Genomic DNA, 14,422 nt, shown 5'->3' on the forward strand with positions numbered 1-14,422 from the left:
GCAGGTAGGCGCGCGCGGCCAGGTGGTCGTTCAGCACCTGCATCGGCTTGCGAAGCGCCGCCTTGGCCTCGTCGATGGCCGCCGGGCTGCGCTGCGCCTCGGGCAGGAACATCATGTGCATGAGCATAGTGACCAGGTGCGGCTCGACTTCGGTCATCGCCCACAGGCTCCACTGCGCCACCTGGCCGTGCGCCTGCGCGCCGGCCGGCCACAGGGTGCCGGTCTTCTCGGCCAGGTACTGGTTGATCGCCAGCGACTCCCAGATCACGTAGCCGTCGTCCTCCAGCACCGGCACGTGGCCGTTCGGATTCAGCTTGAGCATTTCCGGGCTACGCGTGCGGCCGCTGCGCGGGTCGACCGGGTCGAGCTCGTACGGCTGGCCGATTTCTTCCAGCATCCAGATGCAGCGCCCGGCGCGGCTGTAGGCGGCTCCATAAAGCTTCATGACGTCTCTCCTCGGGGAATGGGGGATTGCTCCGGCCGGAAGGCCGGCGCGCAATGATAGGCCGCCGGGGCGACCGCCGAACGCCGCTACGTGCGAATGCCGCGCAGCAGAATGTCCATCATCTGCGCGCTGTAGCTGTGCGGGTCGTCGGCGAAGTCGATGTCCGCGAAGTGCCGCAGCAGCGGCCGGGTCTGGGCATAGAACACGTTGCCGGCGTTCACCAGCACGGCCACCAGGGCGGGGTTCACGTCGGCGCGCAACTGGCCGGCGCGCTGGCCGGCGCGGATCAGCTCCACCAGGCGATGGAAGCTGGCGGCGAAGTCGTCGCGCACCGGCTGGATGTCGGCGTCGGCACCGTCACTGGTGAGCGCGCGCAGCACCAGCCGGCTGGCCATGGGGTCCTCGATGTAGTCGCACAGGCGCTGGCGGGCGTAGCTGCACAGGCGCTTGGCGGCATCGTCGTCGATGCGTGAGGCGGCGTCGATGGCGTCGCTGAACGACTGGCAGGCGTCGCGCAGCACCTGCTGGTACAGCGCCGCCTTGCTCTTGAAATGGTGAAAAATGTTGGCCTTGCTGACGCCGGCGCGCTCGGCGATGGCGCTGATGGAGGCGGCGTCGTAACCCTGGCTGGAAAAGATTTCCGCCGCCGCCCGGAGGACTCGTTGGACGGCGGCGGGACAAGGTTTGGGAGGGGGGGTCATTGTCATTATCGGAGCAACTGGCCGAGGTCAGGGGTGGACCGGTCGGTCAGTCGGTTGCATCTTACCCCTACCCGCCGGGCTACCGCAAGTCTGCGCACGAAAACCCGTGCGCATGCTCAGGACGCCGCCAGCGGGTTGCGCAGCACGCCGATGCCGTCGATTTCCACCCGCACCTCGTCGCCGGGCTGCATCCACAGCGGCGGCTTGCGGGCGGCGCCGACGCCGCTCGGGGTGCCGGTGAGAATGACGCTGCCGGGCTCGAGCGTGCAGTCGGCACTCAGGAATTCGATCAGCGTCGGCACGTCGAAGATCATGTCGCTGGTGTTGGCCGACTGCACCACCTGCCCGTTCAGCACGGTGCGGATGTCGAGCGCGTTCGGGTTCGGGATGTCGTCGGCGGTGACCAGCACCGGCCCCAGCGGGCAGAAGGTGTCGAACGACTTGCCGCGGCAGAACTGCCCGCCGCCCCACTCCATCTGCCAGTCGCGCGCCGACACGTCGTTGGCGCAGGTGTAGCCGAGCACGTAGTCGAGCGCGTCGGCGGCGCGCACGTTCTTGGCGGGCCGGCCGATCACCACCGCCAGTTCGCACTCGTAATCCACCTTGTGGCTCGGCGCGTGGGTCGGGATGAGGATGGGCTGCTCGGGATGGTGCAGCGCCGCCTGGGCCTTGATGAACAGCACCGGATACTTCGGGATGGCGGCGCCGGTTTCCTCGGCGTGCTTGCGGTAGTTGAGGCCGATGCAATAAATGGTGGGCGGCAGCACCGGCGCCAGGCGCACGGCATCCGCCGGCGCGACCTCATCCGTGGCGCGCCAGGCGCCGAACAAATCGCCTTCGATCAGCATCAGCCGGCCGTCCGGCTGTTCCAGGGCGTGCCGCGGACCGGCGGCGGTTTGGATGCGGGCAATGCGGGCCATGGGGTCTCCTCCTCGGATGCGCTGCGGGCGCCGGGGACTGGATCGGCGCCCGCCGCCAGTGTACGGGCAGCGGCCGGCTGGCAGGCCGTTGAAAAGGGCAGCCGCGCGTTTTCAACCCGCCGCGCGCGTGCGCTGCAGCAGCGCGATGATCTGCCGGCGCACGGCGTCGACGTCGTCGGCACGCGCGTCGAACGGCAGGCGCAGCACCACGCCGTCGGCCAGCAGATCGATGCCGCCCGGATCGACGCCGACCATCGCCACCTGCTGCGCGGCGCGGCCGAAGAAGTGCCGGCAGTAGGCGTGCAGCGCGTCGGCGTGGTCGCGGTTCATGTGCTCGATGATGTCGGCCTCGGCCGGTGCCAGCGGGTTTACGAGGTCGATGTCGGCCGGCTCGATCCAGCCGATCTTGCCAAAGCCGCCGATGAAGCGCAGGCGCACCGCGCGCAGCGCGTAGAAGCCGAAGTCGTGCGTGTCGGCGTAGGCGCGGGCGGCCGGAAAGTAGCGGTAGTAACGCGCGCCGGCCGTGGCGGCGGCCTCGCCGGTCAGGGCCCTGGCATCGGCCAGGTACGTCAGGCGGGCTCCGGCCTGCGGGTCGGCGGCGTCGGCCGGGTCGAACACGGTCAGCGACACGCGCGGGTCGGCGGCGATGTTGCGCGTGTGCTCGGCCAGCGTGCTGATGTAGATCACCGGCTCGCCGGCGGCGCTGAGCACGTAGGGCGTGATCGAGCCGAACGGGTAGCCCGGCACGCTGCGCGAGTGGCTGGACAGCACGCCGTAGCGCTGGGCACGCAGGAATTCGCCGGCGGTCGGTGAGGTGGACATCAGGTTTCCTGGGGTTCGGACAGCGCCGTCACGTCGACTTGGACCTCGATCGTGTGCGTGTCGCCACCGCCATAAAAGATGCCCTTCAGCGGCGCCACGTCGCTGTAATCGCGCCCCCAGGCGGTGACGACGTGCCGCTCGGCCGGCTGCAGGTCGTTGGTGGGATCCCAATCCTGCCAGCCGGCGCCCGGCAGGTACACCTGCACCCAGGCATGCGAGGCGTCGGCGCCGGTGAGCTTGGGCTGACCAGGCGGCGGCAGGGTTTCGAGGTAGCCGCTCACGTAACGCGCCGCGAGCCCCAGGCTGCGCAGGCAGCCGATGGCCAGGTGCGCGAAGTCCTGGCACACGCCGCGGCGCTTGCGCAGTACCTCCAGCGGCGGCGTGCTGACATCGGTGGCGGCCGGGTCGTAGACGAACTCGCGGTGGATGCGCGCCATCAGCTCAGCGGCCGCCTGCGCCAGCGGCCGGCCGGGCGCGAAGCTCGGCCGAGCGTAGTCGGCCAGCTCGACCGCCGCCTGCACCAGCGGCGAGTCCAGGCAGAACTGCAGCGCGTCGAGCGTGTCCGGGTCGTCCGGCTGGGTCAGGCGGGTGGCCGCCTGCTGCCAGTCGAGACCATCACCAAAGCTCAGCTGGCGGCGCGCCGGCTGGCGCTGCACCTCGCTCACGGCGGTGATGGTGACCTCCTGGTGCGCCTCGAGCAGCGCGAAGTAGCTCGCCGTGTTGCCGAAAAAATCCTGCCGGTCGCGGTAGTCCTGGCACGGCGGGTCGATGACGAGACTCGCCGCGCGCACGCTCTGGCCGGCGAAGCTGCGCGGCAGCAGGTGCGCCTCGTTGTAGCTGGCGAGCACCGGCTGCGCGTAGCGGTAGCGGGTGGTGTGCACGATGCGGTAGTTCATGCAGGCTCGGGCGGCATCGCCAGCAGCGCGTGCGGCGCGGCGGGTGGCTGGAAGTACGCGGCGGTCAGCACGTCGGACAACGCGCGCAGCAGATGATCGCCGCGCGTGAGGAACTGATCGAGCGCCACCCGGTCGAGTTCGCCCGCCGTCAGCAGGCTGTCCGGATCGAGCAGGCGCAGGCGGGTGAGCGCCTCCAGCGCCAGCCGTTCGGCGCGGCCGGGGCGCCGACCGCCGGGTTTCGGCAGCGCCGACAGGTGCCGCTCGACGCCCTGCAACTGCCACAGCAGGCCGCGCGGCTGGCGCGCGTCCAGCAGCAACCGTTCGAGCAGCGGCAGCGGCGCTGCCGGCGCGGCGTGCGGCGGCGCACCGGTGGCGAACTCGAACGCCGCTGCCGCGGCCGGCTCGTGCGCGCCGCACAACAGGCCGCGCAGCACGCCGCACAGGTTCTGGCCGCGCTCGATGCAGGCGCCGAGGGCCAGAAAATGCCAACCGTCGCTGCGCTCCATGCCCATGCCGAGCGCGCCGCGCAGCGCCAGCAGCGGCATCAGCACGGCCTGCACGGCGCCGCGCAGCTCGTCCGCCGTGGCATCGGCCGTCACACCGGCCAGCGGCGCGCCCACATCGGCCAGCAGCCGCGCCGCCTCGGCCGGCAACTGCTCGCGCACCGCCTCGGCGGCTTGCGCGAGCGCCTGCAGGTCGACAGCGACGCTGCCGGGGCGCGCGGCGTCGCACAGCTGCGCGTGCAGACGCGGCAGCGCCGACACGCCGGCCTCGTCGACCGGCTGCAGCAGCTGGCCGGTGAGCCGGGCGAGCGCCTGCGCCAGCGCCGGCGGCGCACCGACGCCATCGCCGAGCCGCTCCAGCAGCAGGCGCAGCAGGCCAAGACCCGCCAGGGCGCGCTCCAGATAGCGGCCAAGCCAGAACAGGTTTTCGGCGGCGCGCCGCGGCAGGCCGCCGGGCTCGGCCGGCGGCATCGGCGCCAAAGCGACGGCATCGGCCTCGGGTTCGCTGGCCAGCACCCACACGTCCTTGCCCATGGCGCCGGCCTGGTTACTGATCAGAAGCGTGTCGGCGCGCGGCGCCACGCGCGCAAAACCGCCCGGCAGCACGCGGTAGCCGTCGTTGCCGGCGGTCAGGAAGGCACGCAGCAGCAGCGGCCGGCGCGCCAGCGCCCGGCCGGTGAAGGACGGCACCGGCAGCGGTGCGATCATGGCCTGCGCGGCGAACTCGGCCGGCCGTGCGCGGATGCGGGCCCGCCAGGTGTCGATCTGCGCCTGATCGAGGTCCGCGCCGAACACCGCGCGCTCGCCGGCGCGCCGCTGCAGGCGCTTGATCACCAGCCGCGGCAGGTGTTCGAGCACGTGCGACAGGTGCTTGGGATCGCCGCACCAGAAGCTCTCCACGCCCGGCAGGCGCAGCTCCTCACCCAGAAAATGCCGCGCCAGCGCCGGCAGATACGCACCGAGCGCGGGGTTTTCCAGCACGCCGCTGCCGAGCGGGTTGATGACGCTCACCTGGCGGCGGCGCGCGGCTTCCACCAGCCCCGGCACGCCCAGCACCGAGTCCGGGCGCAGTTCGAGCGGATCGCACCAGGCGTCGTCCACGCGCCGCCACAGCACGTCGACCGGGCGCAGCCCCTGCAGCGCGCGCAGCTGCAGCCGCCCGCCGCGCATCACCAGGTCCGCCCCCTCCACCAGCTGCAGACCGAGCCGGGCCGCCAACAGCGCGTGCTCGAAGTAGGTTTCGTTGCGTGCGCCTGGCGTCAGCAGCGCCAGCGCCGGATCGTGCCGCGCGGCAGCCGGCGCGGCGGCGGCGAGATTGGCGCGCAGCGCGCGCAGGAACGGCTCGTGGCGGTGCACCTGCGCCTGCCGGTACAGGCTCGGCAGCACACGCGCGGTGACGCGGCGGTTCTCGAGCGCGTAGCCGAGACCCGACGGCGCCTGCGTGCGGTCGGCCAGCACCCACACCCGCCCGTCGCGGTCGCGCGCCAGATCGGCCGCATACAGCGGCAGCTGGTGCGCGTACGGCAGGCGGATGTCCTGGCAGGCGCGCAGAAAGCCGCCGTGTCCGAACACCAGCGCCGGCGGCAACAGGCCGCGGCGCAGCGTCTCGCGCGGGCCGTACAGGTCACTCAGCAGCAGGTTCAGCAGCTCCGCGCGCTGCGCCAGACCGGCTTCGATGGCGGCCCACTGGTCGCTCGCGATCAGCAGCGGCGCCACGTCGAGCGGCCACGGCTGGCGCTCGACGCCGGCCCGGTAGACGTTGTAGCTGGCGCCGGATTCGTGCAGCAGGCGCCTGGCCAGGGCCGCGCGCTGCGCCAAGCCGCTCGCACCGAGCGCCCGCAGCGCCTCGGTCAGCGCTTCGGGCACACGCTGCCCGTGCGGCGGCGCGTCGGGACTGTCGGATACCGGCGGCGGGCGATCGCTCGCCGGCATCGGGTCGTGTTGGCCGTGCATGGCACGAATTGTCGCCGTCAGGCCGGTCGCCAGCGCAAGTCGAGCGTGTGCGGGTAGTCGGTGTTCACCGCCTCGGCGGGCGGCGCGAGCGGCGGCGGCAGGCTGCCGTGCGGCAAAAAGCGGCCGAGCGCGGACACCGGCGGCGGCGGCGTGATGACGCCCGGCGTGTGGCCGTAATTCCAGAACCGCATGATGCGCCGGCCCTCGGCCTCGTAGGCGTTGACCGGGAACGTCGTGTAGTTGCGCCCGCCGGGATGCGCCACGTGGTACGTGCAGCCGCCGATGGCCCGCCCGTTCCAGGTGTCGATGAGGTCGAACACCAGCGGCGAGTGCGGCGCGATGGTCGGGTGCAGCGCCGACGGCGGGTTCCAGGCCCGGTAGCGCACGCCGGCCACGAACTCGCCGCGCGTGCCGGTGGCCGTGAGCGGCACCTGGCGGCCGTTGCAGGCGACCACGTAGCGGCCGTCGGCGGCGCCCGTGAGGCGCACCTGCAGGCGCTCGACCGACGAGTCGACGAAGCGCGCCGTGCCGCCGGAGGTCGCCTCCTCGCCCAGCACGTGCCAGGGTTCGAGCGCCGTGCGCAGTTCGAGCGTCAGATCATCCACCTGCACGCTGCCCAGATGCGGGAAGCGGAACTCGAGAAACGGCGCCAGCCAGTCGTCCTGGAACGGATAGCCCGCCTGCCGCAGCTCGGCCAGCACTTCGCGCACATCGGCCGCCACGTAGTGCGGCAGCATGAAGCGGTCGTGCAGCGCCGTGCCCCAACGCGTCAGCGGCTGGCGGTACGGCGTCTTCCAGAAACGCGCCACCAGCGCCCGCAGCAGCAGCGACTGGAACAGCGCCATCTGCGCATGCGGCGGCATCTCGAAGGCGCGCAGTTCGAGCAGGCCCAGCCGCCCGCTGGCGCTGCCGGGCGCGTACAGCTTGTCGATGCAGAACTCGGCCCGGTGCGTGTTGCCGGTGATGTCGACCAGCAGGTTGCGCAGCAGGCGGTCCACCAGCCACGGCGCCGGCACTTCCCCTTGGGGCATCTGCTGAAAGGCGATGTCGAGCTCGTACAGGCTCTCGTGGCGCGCCTCGTCGACGCGCGGCGCCTGGCTGGTAGGGCCGATGAACAGGCCCGAGAACAGGTAAGACAAGCCCGGATGATGCTGCCAGTAGGTCAGCAGGCTGCGCAGCAGGTCCGGCCGGCGCAGCAGCGGGCTGTCGGCCGGCGTGGGGCCACCGAGTGTGATGTGGTTGCCGCCACCGGTGCCGGTATGGCGGCCATCCAGCATGAATTTCTCGGTGCCGAGCCGCGCCTGCCGGGCGAGTTCGTACAGCGTGGTGGTGGTCTCGACCAGCTCGTCCCAACTGCCCTGCGGGTGGATGTTGACCTCGATCACGCCCGGGTCCGGCGTCACCAGCAGCCGTTCGAGGCGCAGATCCCGCGGCGGCTCGTAGCCTTCCAGCACCACCGGTAGTTTGCAGGCCGCGGCGCTCGCCTCGATGGCGGCCAGCAGCTCGGCGTAGTGTTCGAGCTCGCCCAGCGGCGGCAGGAACACGTGCAGCCGGCCCTGGCGCGGCTCGATGCACAGCGCGGTGTGGATGACCGCCTCGTCGCCGTGGTCGTCGCCGAGGTAGTCGGGCCCAGTCGGGTGCGGCACAAACGCGCTGTAGCGGCGCGCCACCTCGCCGTAGGGATCGCCGAGCGGCGGGCGCGGCTCGAACAGCTGCGGCGGCTGCGGCAGCTCGCGCCGCGCCTGCGCCGGCAGGCTGTCGAGCGGCAGACGAAGGCCGAGCGGCGAGTCGCCCGGCAGCAGATACAAATGATCCCGCCGCAGCGGCCAGGGGCCGGAGCGCCAGCCGCCGCGCGACCAGTCCCAGTGCAGCGGCAGCACCAGCCCGGACGGCGTGCCAAGGCCGCGCCCGAGCAGTTGCGCCAGGCGCCGACGCTCGGCCGGGGAGTCGAGATCGGCCTTCAGTGGATCGACGTCGACCGGCAGCTGGCCTTCCTGCCACAGGTAATGAAACGCGTCCTCGAAGGCCGGCATCCAGTACCGCGCCGGCACGCCAAGATGCCCGGCGAGCGCGTCGGCGAGGCGCTGCGCGGCCGGCAGATCGTGCCCGTAGTCGCGGTCGAAGTCGGCCAGCAGCGCGGGCTCGCGCCACAGCGGCACGCCGTCCTTGCGCCAGAAGCAGCCGAGCGCCCAGCGCGGCAGCACCTCGCCCGGGTACCACTTGCCCTGCCCGAAGTGCAGCACGCCGCCCGGCGCGTAGCGCTGCCACAGCCGGCGCATCAGGTCGCGCGCGCGCTCGCGCTTGTGCGGGCCGTCGGCGGCCACCGTCCACTCGGCGCCGTCCATGTCGTCCACCGACACGAAGGTCGGCTCGCCGCCCTGCGTCAGGCGCACATCACCGGCGACGAGGTCCGCATCCACCTGCCGACCGAGCGCCAGCATGGCCGCCCACTGGTGCTCGCTGTAGGGCTTGGTGACGCGCGGGTCCTCGTGGATGCGCGTCACCGTGTTGTAGAAATCGAACTCGACTTCGCACGGGTCGGTCGCGCCTTCCACCGGCGCGGCGCTGGCCGGCTCGGCCGTGCAAGCGAGCGGGATGTGGCCCTCGCCGGCGAACAGGCCGGAGGTCGGGTCGAGCCCCAGCCAGCCGGCGCCCGGCACGTACACCTCGGCCCAGGCATGCAGGTCCGTGAAATCCTGCTCGGGACCGGACGGCCCGTCGAGCGATTTCTGGTCCGGCGCGAGCTGCACCAGATAGCCCGACACGAAGCGCGCGGCCAGTCCCAGATGACGCAGGATCTGCACCAGCAGCCAGCCACTGTCGCGGCACGAGCCCACGCGCCGGGCGAGCGTCTGCTCGCAGCTCTGCACGCCGGGCTCCAGGCGCACGCTGTAGGCGATGTCGCGTTGCAGGCGCTGGTTCAGCGCCACCAGAAAACCCACGATCGGCTGCGAGCGCCGGCCCACGCCGGCCAGCCAGGCGTCGAGCAACGGGCCGTGTTCGGCGCAGCGCAGGTACGGGGCGAGATCCGCCGCCAGCGCCGGCGGGTAGGCGAACGGGTAGTTCTCGGCGTACTCCTCGACGAAAAAGTCGAACGGGTTGATGGTGGCGAGCTCGGCGATCACCTCCACCGTGATGGCGAGCCGCCGCGCCGGCTTCGGGAACACCAGCCGCGCCAGGTAATTGCCGAACGCGTCCTGCTGCCAGTTGATGAAGTGCCCGGCCGGCTCCACGCGCAGGCTGTAGGCGCTGATCGGCGTGCGGCTGTGCGGCGCCGGGCGCAGGCGCAGCACGTGCGGGTGGATGGTGACCGGCCGGTCGAAGCGGTACTCGGTGTAGTGCTCGATGGCGACGCGGATGGCCATGACAGTTACTCCGCCGGCACTGGGGCCGGGAACCAGGTGGCGGCGATGGCGTCGTGCAGGTGGCCGAGTTCGAGCTGCAGCTCGTCGATGAAGCGGTGCAGCTCGGCGCGGTCGATGAGCCTGGGATCGGTCTCGGTCAGCATGCGGCCGATGCGCGCCGCCGCCGCCAGCGGCGCCTCGCCGCGCGGCAGCCGGCCGAGCGCGGCGGTGAGCTCGTCCACGCAGTAGCGCACGGCGCGCGGAAACTGCGCATCGCGCAGCAGGAAGGCCGCCACGTCGCGGCCGTTCACCGGCGCGCGCACGTGGCGGCGATACATCTGGTACGCCGACAGCGAGCGCAGCACGTTGACCCACAGCGTGGACAGCAGCGCGCTGTCGGCGCCGTCCTGCTCCTGCAGCGTGGCGACGCCCACGTCCAGGATGCGCGTGGTCATGTCGGCGCGCTCGAGGTCGCGCCCCAGGCGCAGAAAGTCGTAGGCCGCATCGTGACTCATGGTGCCGGCGAACAGGCCCGCCAGGCGCTGGCAGCCGACCGTGATCTGCGCGAGGTAATCGTGCCGCTGGCTGCGGTTGACGCCGTCAGTGGCGTGCTCGCGGGCGTACAGGTGCAGCTCGTTGACCGCCTCCCAGGCCTCGGCCGGGAACAGGTCGCGGGTGGTGCGGGCGTTTTCGCGCGCGCCGGCCAGCGCCGACAGCACCGACGAGGGATTGGCCGTGTCGGTCAGCAGAAAACGCACCACGCTGCGCTCGTCGGCCTGCGCGTAGCTGTGCCGGAACGGCTCCTCGGCGCCGGCGATGCCGATCAGCGTGTGCCAGCCGACCGTGTAGCCCCGGGGCAGGTCCAGCAGCAGGTTGGTGTACACGCCGACCAGGCGCGCGGTGTTCTCGGCCCGTTCCAGATAACGCGCGGTCCAGTACACGCGCTCGGCGACGCGCGACAGCATCAGTCGGCCGCCGGGTCGACCGTGTCGGCGCTGCCGTCGACGACCCAGGTGTCCTTGCTGCCGCCGCCCTGGGACGAGTTGACCACCAGCGAGCCGCGGCGCAGCGCCACGCGCGTGAGGCCGCCGGCGGTCACGTGCGTGCGGTCGGCCTGCAGGATGAACGGCCGCAGGTCCACGTGCCGCGGCTCCAGGCGCCCGTCGCACAGCGTCGGCACGGTCGAAAGATCCAGCGTCGGCTGGGCGATGTAATTGCGCGGGTCGGCCTTGAGTCTCGCCGCGAACTCGGCGCGCTGGCGGCGGCTCGCCTGCGGGCCGATCAAAAGCCCGTAGCCGCCGGACTCGTTGGCCGGCTTGACCACCAGTTCGTGCAGGTGCGAGAGCACGTAGTCCAGCGACTTCGGCTCGTGGCACAGGTAGGTCGGCACGTTCGGGATGATCGGCTCCTCGCCGAGGTAGTAGCGGATCATGTCCGGCACGTAGGCGTACACCACCTTGTCGTCCGCCACGCCGGCGCCGGGCGCGTTGGCGAGTGCCACCTTGCCGCGCGTCCAGGCGCGCATCAGGCCCGGCACGCCGAGCTGCGAGTCGGCGCGGAACACCTCGGGGTCCAGGAACAGATCGTCCACGCGGCGGTAGATCACGTCCACCCGCGCCAGGCCCTCGATGGTGCGCATGTACACGCAGTCGTCGTCGCCGACCACAAGATCACTGCCCTCCACCAGCTCGGCGCCCATGCGCTGGGCCAGGAACGCGTGCTCGAAATAGGCCGAGTTGTAGATGCCCGGCGTCAGCACCGCCACCTGCGGGTAGTCGAGCGGGCGCGGCGAGATGGCGGCCAGCGTGTCGAACAACTGCGTCGGGTAGGCGTCCACCGGCGCGATGGCCTGGTTCTCGAACAGCTCCGGGAACACGCGCTTCATCACCACGCGGTTCTCGAGCATGTACGACACGCCGGACGGCACGCGCAGGTTGTCCTCCAGCACGTACACGGAGCCGTCGGCGTCGCGCACCAGATCGCTGCCGCAGACGTGCGCCCACACCCCATACGCCGGGCGCACGCCCACGCACTGCGGGCGAAAGTTGGCCGACTTGGCCAGCAGCTCGGCCGGGAACACCCTGTCCTTGATGATCTTCTGGTCGCCGTAGACGTCGTCGATGAAGTGGTTCAGCGCCGTCAGGCGCTGCGCGAGGCCGCGCTCGATGCGCGCCCACTCGGCGGCGGCGATCACGCGCGGGATGATGTCGAACGGCCAGGCGCGGTCGATGTTCTGGCCTTCCGAGTAGACGGTGAAGGTGATGCCCATCTCCACGATGGCGAGCTCCGCCGCTGCCTTGCGCGCCGCCAGCTCCTGGTCCGACAGCGCCCGCAGGTACTGCGCCAGCGCGCGCGCCGCGGGGCGTGGCTGACCTGCGGCGGCGATCAGCTCGTCGAAGTGCTGGCCGGGGTCGTAGTGGTTCCAGTCGATCCGCATGGGCTTACGTCCGATCGGGGTGACGTTCGGGGGCGCCGGCGGGCGCCCCGGTCGACGAAACAGCGGCTCGGCGTTGGCCATGTCCTGAGGCTCCGGTGCTGACGTGGGCACCGGATGGAAAGGCACGCATCGTGCCAAGGGCAAGCGGCGGCACCGGCGCGCCCTGTAGCGGCCTTAGGCAACGCCCTGCCGCACCCTGTCCCGGCCTCGCGGCCACCCTCTCCCGCACGCGGGAGAGGGGCAGGGCTGAGGGTCCAGCCGCTTGGGGACAGGGACGGGTTCACGCTTCCCTATCGCCCCCGGTTGACCAGATACACCCCGCCGATCACCGCCGCGCCGCCGAGGGCCAGCGTAACCGTCAGCGGCTCGCCCAAAACCAGCGTGCCGGTCAGCACCGACACCAGCGGCACCAGAAACGTGTTGCCGGCCATGCGCGAGGCCTCGCCGGCCGCCACCAGCGCCAGCCACAGCGTCCACGACAGCGCCAATCCCACCGCCGCGCCATACGCCAGCACCAGCACGAACACCGGATTCCAGGCGATGTCCGCCCAGCGCTCGCCAAGCGCCAGCCCGCCGACCACGATGCACAGCCCGCCCAGCAGAAACGGCAGCGCGATGAACCACAGAATCGACCGCGGCGCGGCGCGCTTGAACGCCACCGTGCCGACCGCCCAGGCGGCGGCGGACCCCACGCCATAGGCCAGCCCGGCCGGCGACAGGCTGCCGCCCGCGCCGTGCACCATGATGGCCGCCACCCCACCGAAACCGAGCAGCAGACCGGCCATTCTGGTGCGCGTCAGACGCTCGCCCAGCCACAGGTGCGCCAGCCCGGCGATGAAGATCGGCTGCAGATACAGCACCACCGAGGCGATGCCGGCCGGCAGCAACTGCACCGACAGCGTCGACAGGCCAAAAAACAACACCACGTTGCACAGCGCGCTCACCAGCAGCGCCGACCAGGTGCCGGCCAGGTCCGGCGACTCGCCGGCACGCAGCGCCGCCGCCGCCAGCAGCAGCCCGCCGCCGACCGCGCGCAGCCCGGCGAACAGCAACGGCGGGCAGTAGGCGAGGCCCACCTTCATGATCGGATAGCCGACGCCCCAGACCAGGATCAGCGCGACCAGCGCCAGGTGCGGATGACGGGCGATGAGAGAACGCGACACGCGGTTTGTCTCCTCAAAAAAGCGTTTTCCCCGCCACAGGAGCGGCTTCAGGCGCGGATGGTGCACGGCTCGGCGCATCCAATCGACGGCGAGATCAAAAAAAATTCCCGCCCCGGCCCGCCAGTGTCTCAGGATTCAAGACACCGCCCGCCTACCATGCCTGGCAGCCCGTCACCCCAGGAGACTCGCCATGGCACTGTCGCTGCACCCCGCGCGCCTGTTGGCCCGCCTGCTCGCCGGCGAGCCGCCGCTGCCGCCGTTCGAGCTGCCGCTGGCCGGCTTTCGCCACCACCGCGCCGGCGGCATCTGGCCGTTTCTCAAACCCGGCCTCGAGCTGCGCCTGCGCCGCGAACCGTGGAACCGCCACGACCCGCAGGCCGTGGCCGTCTACTACCGGCAGGAAAAACTCGGCTACCTGCCGCGCACCGACAACGCCGCCGTGGCCCGCTGGCTGGACCAGGGCCGCGCGCTGCGCGCGAGCATCGCCGCGCTGGGCGCCGACGCCCAGCGCGGCGGCCGGCTGCTGCTGCGCCTGCAACTGCTGCCGGCCGGCAAAAGCCGCCCGGCAAGACGCTGAATCGGGCAGGGCTTTCGTATCATCGGCGCCCCGCCCATCCAACAGGAATCGCCCATGCGTGTGCTCGTCACCGGCGGCGCCGGCTACATCGGCAGCCACGTCACCCGCCAGCTGGTTGAGGCCGGCCACGACGTGACCGTCTACGACAACCTCGGCACCGGCTTTCGCTGGGCCACGCTGGGCGCGCCGCTCATCGAGGCCGACCTGGCCGACACCGCGCGCCTCGATGCCACGCTCGAGGCCGGGCGGTTCGACGCCGTGCTGCACTTCGCCGCCCACATCGTGGTGCCCGAATCGGTGGCCGACCCGCTCAAGTACTACGCCAACAACACGCGCAACACGCTCGGCCTGCTGCAGGCGATGGCGCGCCACGGCGTGCGCCGGCTGGTGTTCTCCTCCACCGCCGCCGTGTACGGCAACCCCGAGCACATTCCGGTGGCCGAAACCGCGCCGCTGCTGCCCATCAACCCCTACGGCAGCTCCAAGCTGATGAGCGAATGGATGATCCGCGACCTGGCCGCCACCGGCGCGCTGGGCCACGTCACGCTGCGCTATTTCAACGTGGCCGGCGCCGACCCGGGCGGGCGTCTGGGCCAGGCCACGCCGGCCGCCACGCACCTGATCAAGGTGGCCTGCGAGCTGGCCTGCGGCAAGCGCGAGC

Annotated in this window: 12 protein-coding genes; 2 read left to right on the forward strand and 10 right to left on the reverse strand. The window is 71.7% G+C overall.

The genetic code is table 11. The annotated features are described in order from the left end of the window. The 10 genes from PHC73_RS04780 to PHC73_RS04825 all read right to left on the reverse strand — a co-directional run. The coding region (locus PHC73_RS04780; RefSeq protein ID WP_300125095.1) for a glutathione S-transferase family protein at positions 1-445 on the reverse strand (445 nt) is incomplete at its 3' end. Positions 446-531: 86 nt separating this feature from the next. Next, the gene (locus PHC73_RS04785) at positions 532-1,146 is read right to left on the reverse strand and encodes a TetR/AcrR family transcriptional regulator (RefSeq protein ID WP_300125098.1); all 615 of its coding nucleotides are present in this window, start codon (positions 1,144-1,146) and stop codon (positions 532-534) included. A 116-nt stretch (positions 1,147-1,262) separates the two neighbouring features. Further along, on the reverse strand, positions 1,263-2,066 hold the full coding sequence (locus PHC73_RS04790; RefSeq protein WP_300125101.1) for a fumarylacetoacetate hydrolase family protein: 804 nt from the start codon (positions 2,064-2,066) through the stop codon (positions 1,263-1,265). Positions 2,067-2,177: 111 nt separating this feature from the next. Beyond that, entirely contained in the window at positions 2,178-2,888 is a 711-nt protein-coding gene (locus PHC73_RS04795; RefSeq protein ID WP_300125103.1) for a DUF2470 domain-containing protein, read from the reverse strand. Beyond that, entirely contained in the window at positions 2,888-3,784 is an 897-nt protein-coding gene (locus tag PHC73_RS04800; RefSeq protein WP_300125106.1) for a transglutaminase family protein, read from the reverse strand. Before PHC73_RS04800 ends, PHC73_RS04795 begins: the two co-directional genes overlap by 1 nt. Then, positions 3,781-6,240 (reverse strand): circularly permuted type 2 ATP-grasp protein, encoded by a 2,460-nt coding sequence (locus PHC73_RS04805; protein WP_300125109.1) that lies wholly within the window; start codon positions 6,238-6,240, stop codon positions 3,781-3,783. The genes PHC73_RS04800 and PHC73_RS04805 overlap by 4 nt, the downstream gene beginning before the upstream one ends. Before the next feature lie 17 nt (positions 6,241-6,257). Beyond that, positions 6,258-9,605, reverse strand: coding sequence for a DUF2126 domain-containing protein (locus PHC73_RS04810; RefSeq protein WP_300125112.1), 3,348 nt, complete (start codon positions 9,603-9,605; stop codon positions 6,258-6,260). 5 nt (positions 9,606-9,610) lie between these two features. Beyond that, the gene (locus tag PHC73_RS04815; RefSeq protein WP_300125115.1) at positions 9,611-10,549 is read right to left on the reverse strand and encodes an alpha-E domain-containing protein; all 939 of its coding nucleotides are present in this window, start codon (positions 10,547-10,549) and stop codon (positions 9,611-9,613) included. Continuing rightward, positions 10,549-12,021: a circularly permuted type 2 ATP-grasp protein gene (locus tag PHC73_RS04820; protein WP_300125118.1), complete on the reverse strand. Its 1,473-nt coding sequence runs from the start codon at positions 12,019-12,021 to the stop codon at positions 10,549-10,551. Before PHC73_RS04820 ends, PHC73_RS04815 begins: the two co-directional genes overlap by 1 nt. Before the next feature lie 290 nt (positions 12,022-12,311). Continuing rightward, positions 12,312-13,184 carry a DMT family transporter gene (locus PHC73_RS04825; protein WP_300125121.1) on the reverse strand — a complete coding sequence of 291 codons (873 nt, stop codon included), beginning with the start codon at positions 13,182-13,184 and terminating at the stop codon, positions 12,312-12,314. 190 nt (positions 13,185-13,374) lie between these two features. On the opposite strand from PHC73_RS04825, the gene PHC73_RS04830 reads away from it, so the two are divergent. After that, positions 13,375-13,761 carry an HIRAN domain-containing protein gene (locus PHC73_RS04830; RefSeq protein WP_300125124.1) on the forward strand — a complete coding sequence of 129 codons (387 nt, stop codon included), beginning with the start codon at positions 13,375-13,377 and terminating at the stop codon, positions 13,759-13,761. A 54-nt stretch (positions 13,762-13,815) separates the two neighbouring features. Then, positions 13,816-14,422, forward strand: a 607-nt coding sequence (galE, locus tag PHC73_RS04835; RefSeq protein ID WP_300125127.1) for a UDP-glucose 4-epimerase GalE, incomplete at its 3' end; no start/stop codon positions are given.

Origin of the sequence: Immundisolibacter sp., from assembly GCF_028696615.1 — a bacterium.
Taxonomy (GTDB): Bacteria; Pseudomonadota; Gammaproteobacteria; order Immundisolibacterales; family Immundisolibacteraceae; genus Immundisolibacter.